Source organism: Pseudomonas sp. 05N36 (assembly GCF_056397385.1).
Genome location: NZ_JBFTNH010000001.1, coordinates 561,630 through 577,753 on the forward strand (window position 1 = coordinate 561,630; position 16,124 = coordinate 577,753).

Genomic DNA, 16,124 nt, shown 5'->3' on the forward strand with positions numbered 1-16,124 from the left:
GCCCAACAGCGTCTGGTTCAGTCTAGTGTGAAACAGCTCCCACATTGGGTTGCCTGTGCGTCCAAATTTGACTGAGCCCTTTGACACTGCGGCCCGGTAAAACTGCCGCCTAGTATATCGATCCGGCCCCACAACCGCTGGGCCTTGCTCGCAATTATTGCTAAAAGTTACTCCAGCGCTTTCCAGATATCCGTGGCGTACTCGCGAATGGTCCGGTCAGACGAGAACCAGCCCATGCGTGCACTGTTGAGCACTGCCGAGCGCCACCACTCCTTCGAGTCGTGCCAGTGCTCTTCAACCCGCAGCTGGGCATTCCAGTAGGAATCGAAGTCGGCGCAGACCAGGAAGCGGTCATATTCGATCAACGAATCGATCAGTCCGGTGTAACGCGATGGCTCATCGGGCGAGAACACACCGCCACGAATCGCTTGCAGTACATCCCCCAATCGACGGGAGGCGGCGATGTCCGGTGCGGCATAGAACTCGTGATTCTGCTTGCGCGCCTCAACCTGCTGCGCCGTCAGGCCGAAGATGAACATGTGCTCGACGCCAATGCGCTCGCTCATTTCCACGTTGGCACCGTCCAGCGTGCCGATGGTCAGCGCGCCGTTGAGGCCGAACTTCATGTTACTGGTGCCGGAAGCCTCAAAACCGGCCGTGGATATCTGCTCCGACAGGTCGGCCGCCGGAATGATGCTTTCCGCCAGGCTGACGTTGTAGTTGGGCAAGAACACCACTTTCAGCAAACCGCGCACCGTCGGGTCGTTGTTGACCACCCGGGCGATGTCGTTGGTCAGTTTGATGATCAGCTTGGCCTGGTGATAACTCGCGGCAGCTTTGCCGGCAAAGATCTTCACCCGCGGCACCCAATCGACTTCCGGCTCGGCGCGGATCGCCTGATACAGCGCCACGGTGTGCATCAGGTTGAGCAGCTGGCGCTTGTACTCGTGAATCCGTTTGACCTGCACGTCGAACATTGCCGCCGGATTGACCGCAATCCCCAGCCGTTCATGAATCAGATAGGCCAAGGCCTTTTTACTGTGCAGGCGCTGCTCGGCGAACTTGTTGCGGAACGCTGCTTTCTCGGCAAACGGCTCCAGGCCGATCAGTTTCCGCTCCGGGTTATCCAGCAGATCCGGGCCCAGTGCATCGACCATCATCGAGGTCAGTTCCGGGTTGGCCTGATAGAGCCAGCGGCGGAACGTAATGCCGTTGGTCTTGTTGTTGATTCGCTCTGGATACAGCTTGTGCAACTCGGAAAACACCGTGCTGCGCATCAGCTGGGTGTGCAGGGCGGACACGCCGTTGACACTGTGGGAACCCAGAAACGCCAGGTTGCCCATGCGCACCCGGCGACCGTTGTCTTCCTCGATCAGCGACACCGCGCGCAATACGTCAAAGTCATGCATGCCTTTGGCGCGCAGCGAATCGATGTGATGGGCGTTGATCAAATAGATGATCTGCATGTGCCGTGGCAGCATCCGCTCCATCAAACCGACTGGCCAGGTTTCCAGCGCTTCGGGCAAGAGCGTGTGGTTGGTGTAGGAAAGCGTATCGACGGTGATCTGCCAGGCCGCGTCCCACGCCACGCCGTACACATCGACCAGTTGGCGCATCAACTCGGCCACGGCGATCGAGGGGTGCGTGTCGTTGAGCTGGATCGCTGCGTGATCGCCCAGGGTCAGTACCGAGGTGTGCATATTGCGGTGACGGCGCAGCAGGTCCTGCAAGGACGCGGCGACGAAGAAGTACTCCTGACGCAGCCGCAGCTCCTGACCGGCCTCGGTGCTGTCGGCAGGATAGAGCACGCGGGAGATGCTTTCCGCACGGGCCACTTCGGCCACCGCACCCAAGTGGTCGCCGGCGTTGAAGCGCTCCAGGTGCAAGTCCTCCATGGCTCGAGCACGCCAGAGGCGCAAGGTGTTGACGCTAGCGCCACGCCAGCCGACGACTGGCGTGTCGTAAGCAATTGCGCGAACGGTTTCCGCCGGCGACCAGACCTGTTTGGAGTTGCCGGTCTCATCGGTCACGGTTTCAACGCTGCCACCAAAGCCGATCGGGTAAGCCACTTCCGGCCGCTCGAACTCCCAGGGGTTGCCGAAATCCAGCCAGTTTTCGGTCTGCTCCTGCTGCCAGCCATCGACAACCGCCTGGCGGAACAAGCCGTGTTCATAACGAATACCGTAGCCATGGCCGGCGATGCCGAGCGTCGACATGCTTTCCATGAAGCACGCCGCCAGACGGCCGAGGCCACCGTTGCCGAGCGCAGCATCCGGCTCCAGCAGGCGAATGCGTTCGAGGTCGACGCCCAGCTCGGTCAGCGCTTCACGAGCCACATCGAGCAGGCCAAGGTTGCTCAGGCTGTCGTAGAGCAAGCGGCCGATGAGGAATTCCAGCGAGAGGTAGTAAACGCGCTTCTGGCCTTTGCGGTAGATCTGCCGCGTGTGGTCCATCCAGTGTTCGACCATGTGATCACGCGCCGCCAGGGCAATCGCTTCAAACCAGTCATGGTCAAAGGCGTGATCCGGGTCCTTGCCCACTGCATAAGTAAGTTTGGTCAATACGGCGTCGCGAAATGCGGCCACTTCAGCTTCGCGAACTAGTGGTTCTTGAGTCATCGATAGGACCTCGGACGAGCATGAAATTGACTGAGCCTAGTCGGTCTGACATGAGATGAATGCACTCGTTCGGCGTTTTTTCAATCGCCTGAATCGAGCCTATCCCCTTGCCGATACACGTTGAAAAGATGCAGATGCCATGCCGACCGCTCGAAAAATTCAGTGTAGCCATAAAAAAACCGGCAAATGGTCGTTCAAAAAATCACCAGTCCCGGTATGATCGCGCGCCCTGATGCACGCTGGTAATTCCACATGATGAAGCCGAACCTGATCGCCGCCGCGGAGATCGACCGTCTCGATACCTGGGCCAAGTACTCTGCCCCGATGTGCGGCTCATGCGTGTCCAGCTGCTGCACGCTGCCGGTCGAGGTCAAGATCAAAGACCTGATCCGCATCGGCATCGTCGACGAATTCGAACTGGGCGATCCACCCAAGAACATCGCCAAGCGCTTGCAGAAGGAAGGCATCGTCGAGCGCTACAACCAGAAGTCCGAGATCTTCACGCTCCAGCGCATGAGCAACAACGATTGCCTGTATCTGGATCGTAAGAGCCGTTTGTGCACTATTTATGAAAAGCGCCCGGATACTTGCCGCAACCACCCGAAAATCGGCCCACGGCCTGGGTATTGCGCGTACAAGCCAAAAGAAGTCGTGCGCGAGAGCAATCCGCGAACCCTCGATAAGTTCTGATCCGTATCTTCGCTGCCTGACAGGGCCCCATCGCGAGCAAGCTCGCTCCCACAAGGTTCGGTGCTGAACACATATTATGTGAACACCACAGCCCACTGTGGGAGCGAGCCTGCTCGCGATGAGGCCGGGACAAACACCGCACAAACCCCAGACAAAAAAAACGCCCCCGGCCTTTCGACCGGGGGCGTTTTCATTCAGCCTGAGTTAACTCAGTTCTTGGCTTTCTTGGCAGCGCGGGTACGCTCGCCTTCGTCCAGGATCTTCTTACGCAGGCGGATCGACTTAGGTGTCACTTCGCACAATTCATCGTCCTGGATGAATTCCAGAGCCTGTTCCAGGGTGAAGCGAACAGGTGGGACCAGAGCGATGGTTTCGTCTTTACCCGAAGCACGCATGTTGTCGAGCTTCTTGCCTTTGGTTGGGTTGACGCCCATGTCGTTGTCACGGCTGTTCAGACCAACGATCTGACCGTTGTAGATCTCTTGACCGTGTTCAACGAACAGCTTGCCACGCGCCTGCAGGGTTTCCAGGGAGTAGGTCAGCGCCTTGCCGGTTTCTACCGATACCAGAACACCGTTCTGACGACCGGACATGTCGCCGGACTTCATGGTGTCGTAGCGATCGAAGATCGAGGTCAGGATGCCGGCACCGTTGGTCAGGGTCAGGAACTGGTTACGGAAACCGATCAGACCGCGAGCAGGGATGTTGTATTCCAGACGAACACGGCCTTTGCCATCCGGCACCATGTTGGTCAGGTCGCCTTTACGCAGGCCCATCTCTTCCATGACCTTGCCCTGGGATTCTTCAGGGGTGTCGATGGTGACGTTTTCGAACGGTTCCTGCTTCACGCCGTCAACTTGACGGATGATCACTTCCGGACGACCAACGCCCATTTCGAAGCCTTCGCGACGCATGGTTTCGATCAGTACCGAGAGGTGCAGCTCACCACGGCCGGAAACCTTGAACTTGTCAGCCGAGTCGCCTTCTTCAACGCGCAGTGCAACGTTGTACAGCAGCTCTTTGTCCAGACGTTCCTTGATGTTACGGGACGTCACGAACTTGCCTTCTTTACCGCAGAAAGGCGAGTCGTTTACCTGGAAGGTCATGGAAACGGTTGGCTCGTCAACGGTCAGAGGCTTCATCGCCTCCGGGGTGTCCAGCTGGCACAGGGTGTCGGAGATGAACAGCTCGTCCATACCGCTGATGCACACGATGTCGCCTGCGGCGGCTTCTTCAACGTCGATACGGTGCAGACCGTGGTGACCCATCAGCTTCAGGATACGACCGTTACGCTTCTTGCCGTCGGCACTGATAGCGACAACCGGGGTGTTCGGCTTGACGCGACCACGAGCGATACGGCCAACGCCGATAACACCCAGGAAGCTGTTGTAGTCCAGTGCGGAGATCTGCATCTGGAACGGACCGTCACGGTCGACTTTCGGCGCAGGTACGTTGTCGACGATCGACTGGTACAGCGGGGTCATGTCTTCAGCCATGTCGGTGTGGTCCAGACCGGCAATACCGTTCAGGGCCGAGGCGTAGACGACTTTGAAGTCCAGCTGTTCTTCGGTGGCGCCCAGGTTGTCGAACAGGTCGAAGATCTGGTCCAGAACCCAGTCCGGACGCGCGCCTGGACGGTCAACCTTGTTGATGCACACGATCGGACGCAGGCCGGCTTCGAAGGCCTTCTTGGTCACGAAACGGGTTTGCGGCATAGGGCCGTCTTGAGCGTCAACCAGCAGCAGAACGGAGTCAACCATCGACATTACGCGTTCAACTTCGCCGCCGAAGTCGGCGTGGCCCGGGGTGTCCACGATGTTGATGTGGTAGCCGTTCCAGTTGATGGCGGTGTTTTTCGCCAGAATGGTAATACCGCGCTCTTTCTCCTGGTCGTTGGAGTCCATCACGCGCTCGTCGTTGAGCTCGTTGCGCTCCAGAGTGCCGGATTGACGCAAGAGTTTGTCTACCAGGGTGGTTTTACCATGGTCAACGTGAGCAATGATGGCGATGTTACGTAGATTTTCGATCACTTGTGTATCTCGATCAGAGGATTCGGTGTGCTGACAAGTCTTGGCAGCGATTTACAGTAGAGTCAGGCCTTGCCGTTACAGCTTGACGGCAGAGTCGGGGGGCCGGTGACGCAGGCCACAGGCAAACAGCCCCGGGCTCTTAGCTCGGTCGATAAACGCGCACATTGGCATGCCCCTCACTGAGCAAATGGTGGGCATGCAGGCGACTCATCACGCCTTTGTCGCAATAGAGCAGGTACTGGCGAGTAGGGTCCAGTTCCTTGAAACGAGCGTTCAGTGCATAAAACGGCATCGTTTGTACCTCGATGCCAGCAAGCTCCAGCGGGTCGTCTTCGGCGGCATCCGGGTGACGGATGTCGATGACGATCTGACCGGCCAGCGCTTCGCTGACTTCTTCAATCTGCAAGTCCTGGCCCAACTCATCGATTACGCGATCGATCGGCACCAGCTTGGCGTTCTCGAGCGCACGCTCGAGCACTGCCATATCGAATTCTTTCTCTTCGTGCTCCACGCGCGGACGCTTGGCGTGGGTCTTGGGGTTCACCGAAATGACCCCGCAGTACTCCGGCATGTGCTTGGCGAAATCGGCGGTGCCGATTTCGTTGGCCAGGTCGATGATGTCCTGCTTGTGACTGGCGATCAGCGGGCGCAACACCAGCTTGTCGGTCACGCAGTCGATCACGGACAGGTTCGGCAGCGTCTGGCTGGAAACCTGGGAAATCGCTTCGCCAGTGACCAGCGCCTCGATGTCCAGCCGATCAGCGATCCGGGACGCAGCGCGCAACATCATACGCTTCAATACTACGCCCATATGACTGTTATCGACTTTGCCGAGAATTTCTCCCAGCACTTCCTCGAACGGCACACTGACAAATAACACGCGCTGGGAGCTGCCGTACTTCTTCCAGATGAAATGCGCGACTTCCATTACGCCCAATTCGTGGGCACGCCCGCCGAGATTGAAGAAGCAGAAGTGGGCCATCAGCCCGCGACGCATGATCTGGTATGCCGCGACGGTGGAATCGAAACCGCCGGACATCAGCACCAGGGTCTGTTCCAGCGCGCCGAGCGGGTAGCCGCCGATGCTGTTGTGCTGGCTGTGAATCACAAACAACCGTTTGTCGCGAATTTCGATGCGAACTTCGATTTCAGGCGCTTTAAGCGAAATCCCGGCGGCGCCGCACTGACGACGCAGCTGGCTGCCGACGTATTTCTCGACGTCCATCGAGCTGAATTCGTGCTTGCCGGCACGCTTGCAGCGCACCGAAAAGATCTTCCCGGCCAGCGAATCACCATAGTGCTGCTTGCACTTGGCGACGATGTCGTCGAAGTCGCCCAGCGGGTACTCGTCGACCTGCAGGAAATGCGCGATGCCCGGCATGCAGCTCAGGCGCTCGGTCATGTCCTTCAAGGCCTTGGGGTCACTGACGTGCGTTTCCAGCTCGAGGTTGTCCCACACGCCGTTCACCACCACAGCCGGGTCCAGGTCGCGGAGCACGGCACGGATGTTCTTGGCCAATTGACGGATGAAACGCGTCCGTACCGGGCGGCTCTTGATGGTGATCTCGGGGAAGACTTTTACGATTAGTTTCATGAAAACAGCGCGCGCAGGGCCAGCCGAAAAAGGGGGGCGCGGATTATAGCGGAAATTGCTCAAGGTTTAACCAGTTAATGTGCAGAAGGTTTTCAACGCACCAAAACAGGTCATTTATTAATTTTAGCGCTACATTTAAGGGCGAGATTTTCTGTTTTAAAGCGCCTTGCACCCTTATAAGCGTGATATTGGGGCAATAAATCCAATCCGGGGCACTGGCATGCAATTTGCTCCCTTGTGAGGCAGGTTGCCAAGGCAGAGTATTCGCGCCGGCATCACCCACATTGTAAGGGCATCCATTACCAAGCCCGAAGCCACCCGGAGGACACTATGTCGAAGTCGGTTCAACTCATCAAAGATCATGACGTCAAGTGGATTGATCTGCGCTTCACGGACACAAAAGGCACTCAGCACCACGTGACCATGCCGGCTCGCGATGCGCTGGATGAAGCTTTCTTCGAAGAAGGCAAAATGTTCGACGGTTCCTCCATCGCTGGCTGGAAAGGCATCGAAGCTTCCGACATGATCCTGATGCCGGACGACACCACTGCCGTTCTGGACCCGTTCACCGAAGAGCCGACCCTGATCCTGGTTTGCGACGTGATCGAGCCTTCGACCATGCAAGGCTATGACCGTGACCCACGTGCCATCGCCAAGCGCGCCGAGGAATACCTGAAGTCCACCGGTATCGGCGACACCGTTTTCGTCGGTCCAGAGCCTGAGTTCTTCATCTTCGACGAAGTGAAGTTCAAGTCCGACATCTCCGGCTCGATGTTCAAGATCTACTCCGAACAAGGTTCGTGGATGTCCGACCAGGACGTGGAAGGCGGCAACAAAGGCCACCGTCCAGGCGTCAAAGGCGGCTACTTCCCGGTTCCGCCGTTCGACCACGACCACGAAATCCGTACCTCCATGTGCAACGCCATGGAAGAAATGGGCCTGGTCATCGAAGTTCACCACCACGAAGTGGCGACTGCCGGCCAGAACGAAATCGGTGTGAAGTTCAACACCCTGGTCGCCAAGGCTGACGAAGTTCAGACCCTGAAGTACTGCGTACACAACGTTGCCGATGCATACGGCCGCACCGCGACCTTCATGCCTAAGCCACTGTACGGCGACAACGGTTCGGGTATGCACGTTCACCTGTCCATCGCCAAAGATGGCAAGAACACCTTCGCTGGCGAAGGTTATGCCGGCCTGTCCGATACCGCCCTGTACTTCATCGGCGGCATCATCAAGCACGGTAAGGCCCTGAACGGCTTCACCAACCCGTCGACCAACTCCTACAAGCGTCTGGTCCCAGGTTTCGAAGCTCCGGTGATGCTGGCCTACTCGGCTCGCAACCGCTCCGCTTCGATCCGTATTCCTTACGTGTCGAGCCCTCGCGCTCGCCGTATCGAAGCTCGCTTCCCGGATCCGGCAGCCAACCCGTACCTGGGCTTCGCTGCACTGTTGATGGCTGGCCTGGACGGCATCCAGAACAAGATCCACCCAGGCGATGCGGCTGACAAAAACCTGTACGACCTGCCGCCTGAAGAGGCGAAAGAGATCCCACAAGTTTGCGGCAGCCTGAAAGAAGCCCTGGAAGAGCTGGACAAAGGTCGTGCGTTCCTGACCAAAGGCGGCGTTTTCAGCGACGACTTCATCGACGCTTACATCGCCCTGAAAAGCGAAGAAGAAATCAAAGTACGTACCTTCGTACACCCACTGGAATACGAGCTGTACTACAGCTGCTGATCCAGTAACGCTCGCGCAAGCGGCGTAATGCGAAAAGGCCTCCTTCGGGAGGCCTTTTTTGTGGGCGAACGCTTATTATCGGGCCTACTGTTATAGGCATCATGCCTTTCCACGGAATGAAGAAGAGACATCCCATGTACCTACGTTTGAGCCTTGCACTGTTCACCGCCCTGCTCGCCAACACTGCCTGCGCTGCCACCACTGCCACTCATGCTCCAGCTCCAACCCCGGCACCCGCGGCCCTCGCCCCGCTGCTCAGCACCATTCAGGAGCGACTGGTGATTGCTGACAAGGTCGCGCTGAGCAAGTGGGACAGCGGCAAGCCTGTCGAGGATCGTCAGCGTGAACGCGAAGTCATTGCCGACGCTCTCGCCGAGGCGCCCTACTATAAATTGAGCAATGAAGCCGTTGAGCAGTTCTTCTCGGCGCAGATCGAAGCCAACAAGTTAGTGCAGTACGCGCATTTGTCCGACTGGCACGCACAAGGCAAAGCACCCAACGACCCTCGCCCCGACCTCGTTGGCCTGATCCGCCCGCAACTCGACCTGCTGCAAACACGCCTGCTGCAGCAATTGGCCGATTTCACCCCGTATCGCAATGATCCTCACTGCCCGTCATGGCTGGCCAAAGCCAATAAAGCCGCAACCCAAGTGCCGCTGCGCGAGCTTGCACTGGTACGCGCCACCGCCGAATTGTGCGGCGTCCATCCATAGGAGCTGGCGAGATTTATTGATCTTTCGTGTCAGGGTGTAAGTGACGTGGGCCAACACCTGACCCTGACCTATGCTGCAACCCAACGCTTTTGTTTATTGGTCGTTTTTTATGGGTCGTGTTTTTCTGTTCATCCTGTTGCTGATCGCCCAGCCCGCTATCGCGCAGATCTACCGCTACACCGACGCCAGCGGCAATACCGCCTACAGCAATCAACCGCCCGATGGCGTGAAGAGTCAGGCCGTCGAGTTGCCACCACTCAACAGCATCGAACGCCAAGCGCCGATAGCGCCCGAACAACCGGCCGCACACGCAGACAAAAACGCCGTGTATTCAGTGCTGGAACTGACCGGCCTGCCCAGCGATGAAGCCTTGCGCGCCAATAACGGCACCTTCACCGTCGGCGTGCAGATTCAGCCACGCCTGCAAGGGTCGCATCTGTTTCGATTGCTGCTGGACGGTCAACCGTATGGCCAGCCGAGCAATGTGCCGCGCTTGCAACTGGTGAACATCGATCGCGGCGAACACAGTCTCGCGGTGCAGGTGCTCGCCGGAGAAAGCCTGGTACAGCAAAGCCCGACCCTCACCTTCACCGTGCAGCGGGTACACCTCCCGTGAGGCGCTGGATAATCGCCATGAGCCTGTGGCTGACCGCCCTGCCGGTGCAGGCCGAGGTCTACACCTACGTCGACGCCCAGGGCAATCGGGTCTTCACCGATCAACCCCGCCCTGGAAACGCCAAGCGAGTCACACTGGCGCCGGGTAATCGCATGTCGGCCAACCCCGGCAATGCAGCACGGCAAGCAGCCCCCAAAAAGCCTGAGGAAAAACCACTGTTTCACTACGACATGCTTCGCGTACTCGTACCGGAACCGGACGCTTCGGTACGCAGCAGCGCGGGGGAAGTGATCGTCAGTGTCACCAACGAACCCACTTTGCAGCGCGGCCATCACTATCGGTTGTTACTGGACGGCCAACCGACTGCCGATCCCGGCCCGAGCCCGGTGTTCGCCTTGAGCAATATCGATCGCGGCACCCATCAATTGGCGGTGGAAATCCTCGACGAACACGGGCGGATTGTCGAACGCACGGCTAATCAGCCCTTCCACATGCTGCGTATCTCTCTGGCGCAGAAGCGCCAGATCAAGCCCTGCACCCTGACCGATTACGGCCAACGCCCGGAATGTCCGCTCGCGGATAAGCCCGAAGAAGAAAAAGTCGGGATTTTTTCTTTCTTCTGAACACCGCTCAGGTTTGCGCACTGTATTGGTGCAATATGCTGCACCACATCCATATTTCAACCCATTTTGGTTCGAAAGTACCCGCTAACGCTGATAGAACGCCGCGCAAACGAGCGTCAAACGCCTGTTTCAGGGCCTGAGCGCTTCTTTTCGGAGCCTTGGTTTGTTTTTTGCATTTTCCTCGTATCAGCGCCCAGTTCACGCGCGCGATTCAGACCCGTCTGAGCCGCCACGCTCCAAAAGAGGTCCTAATGACCATCAGCGACGCACTGCACCGCTTGCTACTCGACAACCTGACGACCGCCACCATTCTGCTCAACGCCGACCTGCGCCTTGAGTACATGAACCCCGCGGCGGAAATGCTCCTGGCCATCAGCGGCCAGCGCAGCCATGGGCAATTCATCAGCGAGCTGTTCACCGAGTCGACCGAAGCCCTCAACTCCCTGCGCCAGGCAGTCGAACAAGCGCACCCGTTTACCAAGCGCGAAGCGATGCTCACCGCCCTGACCGGCCAGACCCTGACCGTCGACTATGCGGTGACGCCGATCCTGAGCAATGGCGACACGCTGCTGCTGCTCGAAGTCCACCCGCGGGATCGCTTGTTGCGCATCACCAAAGAAGAAGCGCAGCTCTCCAAACAGGAAACCAGCAAGATGCTGGTGCGCGGCCTCGCTCACGAGATCAAGAATCCGCTCGGAGGGATTCGTGGCGCCGCTCAGTTGCTGGCCCGCGAGCTGCCGGAAGAAAGCCTCAAGGACTACACCAACGTCATCATCGAGGAAGCGGATCGCCTGCGTAATCTGGTCGATCGCATGCTCGGCTCGAACAAACTGCCGTCGCTTGCCCTGTGCAACGTCCACGAAGTGCTGGAGCGCGTCTGTCATCTGGTGGAAGCCGAGAGCCAAGGTTGCATCACTTTGGTGCGCGATTATGACCCGAGCATTCCGGACGTGTTGATCGACCGCGAGCAAATGATTCAGGCCGTGCTGAATATCGTGCGCAATGCGATGCAGGCCATCAGCACCCAGAACGAGTTGCGCCTGGGCCGCATCACCCTGCGCTCGCGCGCCATGCGCCAGTTCACCATTGGCCACGTGCGCCATCGCCTGGTGACCAAGCTCGAGATCATCGACAACGGCCCGGGGATTCCGGCAGACCTGCAGGAAACCATCTTCTTCCCCATGGTCAGCGGCCGCCCGGACGGTACCGGGCTCGGCCTGGCCATTACCCAGAACATCATCAGCCAGCACCAGGGCCTGATCGAATGTGACAGCCATCCAGGCCACACCACGTTCTCGATCTTTCTGCCACTGGAACAAGGAGCCACATCGACATGAGCCGTAGTGAAACCGTGTGGATCGTCGATGACGACCGTTCTATCCGTTGGGTCCTGGAAAAAGCCCTGCAACAGGAAGGCATGACCACGCAAAGCTTCGACAGCGCCGATGGCGTGATGAGCCGCTTGGCGCGCCAGCAACCGGACGTGATCATCTCCGACATCCGTATGCCCGGCACCAGCGGCCTGGACCTGCTGGCACGGATTCGCGAGCAACACCCGAGGCTGCCAGTAATCATCATGACCGCGCACTCCGACCTGGACAGCGCTGTCGCGTCCTATCAGGGTGGTGCGTTCGAGTACCTGCCCAAGCCGTTCGACGTCGATGAAGCGGTGTCGCTGGTCAAGCGTGCCAACCAGCACGCTCAGGAACAGCAAGGCCTGGAAGTGGCGCCAATCCTGGCCCGCACTCCGGAAATCATCGGTGAAGCGCCGGCGATGCAGGAAGTGTTTCGCGCCATTGGGCGCTTGAGCCACTCCAACATTACTGTGCTGATCAACGGCGAATCCGGTACCGGTAAAGAACTGGTAGCCCACGCCCTGCACCGCCACAGCCCGCGCGCGGCCTCGCCGTTTATCGCACTGAACATGGCGGCGATCCCCAAGGATTTGATGGAGTCCGAACTGTTCGGCCACGAAAAAGGCGCGTTCACCGGCGCGGCCAACCTGCGGCGTGGACGCTTTGAACAGGCTGACGGCGGCACACTGTTCCTCGATGAAATCGGCGACATGCCGGCCGACACCCAGACGCGCTTGCTGCGGGTACTGGCCGATGGCGAGTTCTATCGCGTCGGCGGTCATGTGCCGGTCAAGGTCGATGTGCGCATCATTGCTGCGACTCACCAGAACCTGGAAACTCTGGTGCACGCCGGGAAATTCCGTGAAGACCTGTTCCACCGCCTGAACGTGATCCGCATCCACATTCCGCGCCTGTCGGACCGTCGTGAAGACATTCCGACCCTGGCCAAGCACTTCCTCGCCCGTGCCGCACAAGAACTGGCGGTGGAACCGAAGCTGCTGAAAAGCGAAACCGAGGAATACCTGAAGAACCTGCCGTGGCCAGGCAACGTACGGCAGCTGGAAAACACCTGCCGCTGGATCACGGTGATGGCGTCGGGTCGCGAAGTGCACATCAGTGACCTGCCGCCAGAGCTGCTGAGCTTGCCGCAGGATTCGGCACCGGTGACCAACTGGGAGCAAGCGCTGCGTCAGTGGGCCGATCAGGCGTTGGCGCGCGGTCAGTCGAGCCTGCTCGACAGCGCCGTACCGAGCTTTGAGCGGATCATGATCGAAACCGCCCTCAAACACACCGCCGGCCGCCGCCGCGACGCCGCCGTATTACTCGGCTGGGGCCGCAACACCTTGACCCGCAAGATCAAGGAGCTGGGGATGAAGGTTGATAGCGGCGATGATGATGAAGGGGATGAGGGCTGAGTTCGCTGCTAGGCATCAACAGGCTTGAACGCGATGTCAGCCTCAAGAACCACCCCCTCACCCCAACCCTCTCCCCAAAGGGGAGAGGGTTAGGGGGATGGATTCAGAATCCGTGCACCGCCTCAATGCACCGTGAACCGCAATCGCGCATTCCACGGGAAGCAAAACCCCGCCTCCGGCAACACAAAAACCCATAGTGCAAAAAAGCCAAAGCCCCGAATTACGGGGCTTTCAGCGCTGCATGCAGGCTACTTTCTGCAATACCTCTAAACCTGGCACGCCCCCTGCAATAGTCCAATCAGTGATTCGATTCACTACCCAGTTTCGGGGGCCTTGGTACAGGCAGGCCGGGGATTCCCCTCTTTACATCCGGGGTTCATCACGCAGACCGCGACGAACCCCCTCCCGTTTTGGGGAACCTTGGTACAGGCAGGCCGGGGATTCCCTCTTTTATTGCTCCTGGAGATGGATCTCCAACCGCCAGCGGTCATTGACCTCACTGCCGGCCCACTCCCCCTTCAAGGGGCGGGCCGCCACCAGCGTCAGCAACAAGCCCTTATCACTCAATCGCACCCGCCAGTTCACGTCCTTGTCGTTGAGCTTCAACTGGCCGTTCTGCGCCTTGCCTTCAGCCTCGAACAGCAACGCGACACTGCCGTCGATGAACTCGCCGTGGGTCTTGGGCTCATTGTTGAACCACACCACCAAGCCATCCGGCTCGACCTCAACCTGCTGCAATACAGTAGGGTCCGGCTCGGTCAGGCGACCGATCATCATCCCGACCATGACACCGACAATCGCCAATGAGGCCATCACCCGAGGGAATAGCTTCGGTCTCGGGTCCTCTTCAGGCGTAGAATGCCGTCCATCTTTACCTTCGGAGCCGTGCATGTTTCACGTCATCCTTTTTCAACCAGAAATTCCGCCGAATACCGGCAACGTTATCAGGCTGTGCGCCAACAGTGGCTGCCACCTGCACTTGATCGAACCGCTGGGCTTCGAGATGGACGACAAGCGCCTGCGCCGGGCGGGCCTCGATTACCATGAGTATGCCACCTTGCAGCGCCATTCTGATCTCCCAAGCTGTCTGGAAAGACTCGGCCATCCGCGCGTGTTCGCCTTCACCACCAAGGGCTCCCGGCTGTTCCACGACGCCAGCTTCGCCGAGGGTGATGCCTTCCTGTTCGGCCCGGAAAGCCGTGGCCTGCCAGCCGAGGTGCTGGACGCCCTGCCTGCCGAACAGCGTCTGCGCCTGCCGATGCGCGAGGGCTGCCGCAGCCTGAACCTGTCCAATACCGTGGCGGTGGCCGTGTACGAAGGCTGGCGCCAGCTCGGTTTTAAGTAACACCACAAAACAAATGTGGGAGCGAGCCTGCTCGCGAAAGAGGCGTGTCAGGCGACATTGATGTCTCTGACACTCCCTCTTCGCGAGCAGGCTCGCTCCCACATTGAAATTGCTCTGGTGCTTAGGAACGCTTACTGAACAGTCTGTGCGCCGTCTTGCTGCATGCGTTGCATTTCTTGCGCGTACAGGGCGTCGAAGTTCACCGGAGCCAGCATCAGGGCCGGGAACGAACCACGGGTCACCAGGCTGTCCAGGGCTTCGCGAGCGTACGGGAACAGGATGTTCGGGCAGAAAGCACCGAGGGTGTGGCTCATCGAGGCTTCGTCGAGGTTCTTGATCAGGAAGATACCGGCCTGTTGAACTTCAGCGATGAACGCCACTTCGTCACCGTTTTTCACGGTAACCGACAGGGTCAGCACCACTTCGTGGAAGTCGGCTTCCAGCGCTTTCTGACGGGTGTTCAGGTCCAGACCAACGCTCGGCTCCCACTGCTGGCGGAAGATCGCCGGGCTTTTCGGAGCTTCAAAGGACAGKTCACGCACATAAATGCGCTGCAAGGAGAATTGCGGTGCAGTTTCTTCTTCAGTAGCAGCAGTGTTCTGTTGGTCAGTCATCTCAGATCCTTTCTGATCTTGGGGTCTTGTAGGGTTTGCTGATCTTAAGGGGTCAGTCAGGCCGTGAGCAGCGCGTCGAGCTTGCCGGCGCGGTCCAGGGCAAACAAATCATCACAACCACCAACGTGGGTGCTGCCGATCCAGATCTGCGGCACGGACGTACGCCCGGCTTTCTGGGCCATCTCGGCACGCACCTGCGGCTTGCCATCGACCTTGATCTCTTCGAAGGCTACGCCCTTGTTCTCGAGCAGGTACTTGGCTCGCGAGCAGTAGGGGCAGTAATCGCTGGAATAGACGACGACGTTTTTCATATCACTTCACCAGCGGCAGATTGTCGGCTTTCCAGCTGGAGATCCCGCCGGACAGCTTGGCTGCGGTAAAACCGGACTTCAACAACTCGCGAGCGTGAGTCCCGGAGTGCTGGCCCAGGGCATCGACCAGAATGATGGTCTTGGCCTTGTGCTTTTCCAGTTCGCCAACGCGCGCGGTCAGTTTGTCCTGCGGAATGTTCAGCGCGCCAACAATGTGACCGGCGGCGAAATCCTTGGTGGTACGGATATCGACAACGACGCCCTGGTCCTTGTTGACCAGCGCGGTCAGCTCGGCAGTGCTGAGGCTGCGGCCGCCACGGCTCATCTCGCGGGCGATCAACAACGCCAGCAGTACGACGAAGATACCGACGAGCAGATAGTGGTTAGTGGCAAATTCAATCAGGTGAGCAACCATCAAGGAGGTTCCAGGGCGTTAAAATGTCGGCCAGTATACACAGCCACT

At 58.7% G+C, this 16,124-nt stretch carries 15 protein-coding genes; 8 read left to right on the forward strand and 7 right to left on the reverse strand.

Annotated elements, in window-relative coordinates:
• Window positions 1-167 precede the first annotated feature (167 nt).
• Window positions 168-2,618, reverse strand: a complete 2,451-nt coding sequence (locus AC1DIH_RS02540) for a glycogen/starch/alpha-glucan phosphorylase (RefSeq protein ID WP_477770475.1) — start codon at window positions 2,616-2,618, stop codon at window positions 168-170.
• A 252-nt stretch (window positions 2,619-2,870) separates the two neighbouring features.
• Here AC1DIH_RS02540 and AC1DIH_RS02545 point away from each other — a divergent pair, with 252 nt between their 5' ends.
• Window positions 2,871-3,308 carry a YkgJ family cysteine cluster protein gene (locus AC1DIH_RS02545; RefSeq protein WP_019691319.1) on the forward strand — a complete coding sequence of 146 codons (438 nt, stop codon included), beginning with the start codon at window positions 2,871-2,873 and terminating at the stop codon, window positions 3,306-3,308.
• A gap of 209 nt (window positions 3,309-3,517) precedes the next feature.
• On the opposite strand, the gene typA is transcribed toward AC1DIH_RS02545, so the two are convergent.
• On the reverse strand, window positions 3,518-5,338 hold the full coding sequence (gene typA, locus AC1DIH_RS02550; RefSeq protein ID WP_477770476.1) for a translational GTPase TypA: 1,821 nt from the start codon (window positions 5,336-5,338) through the stop codon (window positions 3,518-3,520).
• A gap of 139 nt (window positions 5,339-5,477) precedes the next feature.
• Complete coding sequence (gene thiI, locus AC1DIH_RS02555) at window positions 5,478-6,932, reverse strand: tRNA uracil 4-sulfurtransferase ThiI (RefSeq protein WP_477770477.1); 1,455 nt, start codon at window positions 6,930-6,932, stop codon at window positions 5,478-5,480.
• Between the two features lie 330 nt (window positions 6,933-7,262).
• Between thiI and glnA the strand changes: the two genes are divergently transcribed.
• The 6 genes from glnA to ntrC all read left to right on the forward strand — a co-directional run bounded on the left by glnA (window position 7,263) and on the right by ntrC (window position 13,391).
• A complete protein-coding gene (gene glnA, locus AC1DIH_RS02560) occupies window positions 7,263-8,669 on the forward strand; it encodes a glutamate--ammonia ligase (RefSeq protein ID WP_019691316.1) in 1,407 nt (468 codons plus the stop codon).
• A 134-nt stretch (window positions 8,670-8,803) separates the two neighbouring features.
• Entirely contained in the window at window positions 8,804-9,382 is a 579-nt protein-coding gene (locus tag AC1DIH_RS02565; protein ID WP_477770478.1) for a chorismate mutase, read from the forward strand.
• Between the two features lie 109 nt (window positions 9,383-9,491).
• Window positions 9,492-9,998 carry a DUF4124 domain-containing protein gene (locus AC1DIH_RS02570; RefSeq protein ID WP_477770479.1) on the forward strand — a complete coding sequence of 169 codons (507 nt, stop codon included), beginning with the start codon at window positions 9,492-9,494 and terminating at the stop codon, window positions 9,996-9,998.
• A gap of 17 nt (window positions 9,999-10,015) precedes the next feature.
• Window positions 10,016-10,621, forward strand: coding sequence for a DUF4124 domain-containing protein (locus tag AC1DIH_RS02575; protein ID WP_477770480.1), 606 nt, complete (start codon window positions 10,016-10,018; stop codon window positions 10,619-10,621).
• A 251-nt stretch (window positions 10,622-10,872) separates the two neighbouring features.
• The gene (gene glnL / locus AC1DIH_RS02580; protein WP_054595169.1) at window positions 10,873-11,958 is read left to right on the forward strand and encodes a nitrogen regulation protein NR(II); all 1,086 of its coding nucleotides are present in this window, start codon (window positions 10,873-10,875) and stop codon (window positions 11,956-11,958) included.
• Window positions 11,955-13,391: a nitrogen regulation protein NR(I) gene (gene ntrC, locus AC1DIH_RS02585; RefSeq protein ID WP_054595168.1), complete on the forward strand. Its 1,437-nt coding sequence runs from the start codon at window positions 11,955-11,957 to the stop codon at window positions 13,389-13,391. Before glnL ends, ntrC begins: the two co-directional genes overlap by 4 nt.
• Before the next feature lie 450 nt (window positions 13,392-13,841).
• Here ntrC and AC1DIH_RS02590 read toward each other — a convergent pair whose 3' ends face one another.
• Window positions 13,842-14,282 (reverse strand): hypothetical protein, encoded by a 441-nt coding sequence (locus tag AC1DIH_RS02590; protein WP_427530623.1) that lies wholly within the window; start codon window positions 14,280-14,282, stop codon window positions 13,842-13,844.
• Between AC1DIH_RS02590 and AC1DIH_RS02595 the strand changes: the two genes are divergently transcribed.
• Window positions 14,281-14,736 (forward strand): tRNA (cytidine(34)-2'-O)-methyltransferase, encoded by a 456-nt coding sequence (locus AC1DIH_RS02595; protein WP_477770481.1) that lies wholly within the window; start codon window positions 14,281-14,283, stop codon window positions 14,734-14,736. The genes AC1DIH_RS02590 and AC1DIH_RS02595 overlap by 2 nt on opposite strands.
• Window positions 14,737-14,867: 131 nt before the next feature.
• On the opposite strand, the gene secB is transcribed toward AC1DIH_RS02595, so the two are convergent.
• Genes secB through AC1DIH_RS02610 form a run of 3 tightly spaced genes read right to left on the reverse strand, consistent with a single transcriptional unit; the run spans window position 14,868 to window position 16,076 of the window.
• Window positions 14,868-15,350 (reverse strand): protein-export chaperone SecB, encoded by a 483-nt coding sequence (gene secB, locus AC1DIH_RS02600; RefSeq protein WP_477770482.1) that lies wholly within the window; start codon window positions 15,348-15,350, stop codon window positions 14,868-14,870.
• Between the two features lie 56 nt (window positions 15,351-15,406).
• Window positions 15,407-15,661, reverse strand: a complete 255-nt coding sequence (gene grxC, locus AC1DIH_RS02605) for a glutaredoxin 3 (protein ID WP_019691307.1) — start codon at window positions 15,659-15,661, stop codon at window positions 15,407-15,409.
• A 1-nt stretch (window position 15,662) separates the two neighbouring features.
• Window positions 15,663-16,076, reverse strand: a complete 414-nt coding sequence (locus tag AC1DIH_RS02610) for a rhodanese-like domain-containing protein (protein ID WP_054595164.1) — start codon at window positions 16,074-16,076, stop codon at window positions 15,663-15,665.
• Window positions 16,077-16,124: the final 48 nt, after the last annotated feature.